The 1,986-nt window shown below is 75.1% G+C and carries 1 protein-coding gene and 1 pseudogene; both read left to right on the forward strand.

Going from position 1 to position 1,986, the window contains the following annotated elements:
- Positions 1 to 135: 135 nt before the first annotated feature.
- Positions 136 to 1,761 (forward strand): carbamoyltransferase C-terminal domain-containing protein, encoded by a 1,626-nt coding sequence (locus HW445_RS28695; RefSeq protein ID WP_180223760.1) that lies wholly within the window; start codon positions 136 to 138, stop codon positions 1,759 to 1,761.
- Positions 1,758 to 1,986 (forward strand): annotated as a pseudogene (locus tag HW445_RS28700) (glycosyltransferase family A protein); the annotation flags it as partial. The gene HW445_RS28695 and the pseudogene HW445_RS28700, both read left to right, overlap by 4 nt.

Here is a 1,986-nt window from a genome sequence, read left to right on the forward strand (position 1 = left end):
CCGATACGGCACCCGCCCACCCGCGCCGCGAGGAGCGGCGCGGACCGCCGAGAACCGACCGCAGGACCCAGCCGGAGACCCACCGCGGACCCGGTGGCCAGACCCAGACCCGCACGTCCGGGACGGAGCACCACCATGCGCATCCTTGGCATCAACGCCCTCTTCCACGACCCCGCCGCCGCCCTGGTGGTCGACGGCCGCACGGTCGCCGCCGCGGAGGAGGAACGCTTCAGCCGACGTAAGCACGGCAAGCGCCCGGTCCCCTTCTCCGCCTGGGAACTCCCCGAGCTGTCGGCCCGCTGGTGCCTGGAGCACGCCGGCGTGCGCCCGGAGGAACTCGAAGCCGTCGCCTACTCGTTCGACCCCCGGCTGGCGCGGCCGGCCGACCGGATGGGCCTCTTCGACCCCTGGGACCCGCTGCGCCTGGAGTACGCGCGCCGCGCGCCCGAGTTCCTCGCCGAGGCGCTGCCCGGCCTCGACCCCGACCGGGTCGTCTTCGTCCCGCACCACGTCGCGCACGCCGCCTCCGCCGGACCCGCCTCGCCGTTCCCGGACAGTGCCGTCCTGGTCCTGGACGGCCGCGGCGAGTGCACCTCGCACCTGGCCGGCCGCTACACCGAGGGCAAGCTCGACATCCTGGCCACCCAGGCACTGCCGCACTCCCTCGGCCTGCTCTACGAGGAACTCACCGCACACCTCGGGTTCCTGCGCAGCAGCGACGAGTTCAAGGTGATGGCGCTCGCCTCCTACGGAAGGCCCCGCTTCCTCGGGCAGCTGCGCGAACACGTCCACGCCACCGACGACGGGGGGTTCCGCGCCCACGGCGTCGACTGGGCGGCCCATGCCCCGCCGCGCGGCGGCCACGAGCCGTGGACCCAGGACCACGCCGACCTCGCCGCCAGCGCCCAGGCCGTGCTGGAGGAGGTCCTGCTGGAACTGGTCCACTGGCTGCACAGCGCCGCCGGCGGCGAGTCCCTCACCCTGGCCGGCGGCGTCGCCCTCAACTGCGTGGCCAACGCGAAGATCGCCGCCCTGGGCCCGTTCCGCGACGTCTGGGTGCAGCCCGCGGCCGGCGACGCGGGGACCGCGCTCGGCGGCGCCCTCCACCTGAGCGACCGCCCCGAGCCGATGCCCGGCGCGGACCTCGGCCGCGGCTGGTCCGACGACGAACTGCGCGCCGTCCTCCAGGAGGCGGCCGTCCCCTTCGAGGAGCCCGAGGACATCGCCGAGACCGTCGCCGAGGAACTGGCCCGGGACGGCGTCGTCGCCTGGTTCCAGGGCCGCAGCGAGTACGGCCCGCGCGCGCTCGGCCACCGGTCCCTGCTGGCCCACCCGGGACGCGCGGAGAACCTGGACCGCCTCAACAAGGTCAAAGGACGTGAGGAGTTCCGCCCGGTCGCCCCGATGGTCGTCGCCGACCGGGCCGCCGAGATCTTCACCGGGCGGCTCCCCAGCCCGTACATGCTCTTCGTGCACCAGGTCGCCGACGCCTGGCGGGACCGCATCCCGGCGGTCGTCCACGTCGACGGCACCGCCCGCGTCCAGACCGTCGAGGAGCGCCGCGAACCGCTGGTCGCCCGGATGCTGCACGCCTTCGAACGGCGCACCGGCCTCCCCGTGGTGGTCAACACCAGCCTCAACACGGCCGGCCGGCCCATGGTCGACGACCCGCGCGAGGCCCTGGAGTGCTTCGGCTCCGCACCCGTCGACCTGCTGGCCATCGGCCCGTTCGCGGTCCGTCGCGCAAGGATGTTCGCGTGACGGGCCCCGCGGAGACGCCCGGCCCGCACGGAGCCGAGGACGCGACCCCCGCCGGGAGCGGCTACGCGGTGGTGATCCCCACCCTGGTCCGCGACACCCTCGCCGACTGCCTGGCCTCGCTGGCCGCCTCCCACGGCCCCAAGCCCGCCGAGATCGTCCTGGTCGACGACCGTCCCGCCCCGGACAACGAGGACGACGGCCCGCTGCGGCACCCGCTGTCCGTCC

Origin of the sequence: Streptomyces sp. UH6 (genome assembly GCF_013421635.1) — a bacterium.
Classification (GTDB): Bacteria; Actinomycetota; Actinomycetes; order Streptomycetales; family Streptomycetaceae; genus Streptomyces; species Streptomyces abyssomicinicus.

Coding starts and splice junctions, on each gene's coding strand:
- HW445_RS28695 (WP_180223760.1), top strand. CDS start 136: ATGCGCATCCTTGGCATCAACGCCCTCTTCCACGACCCCGCCGCCGCC.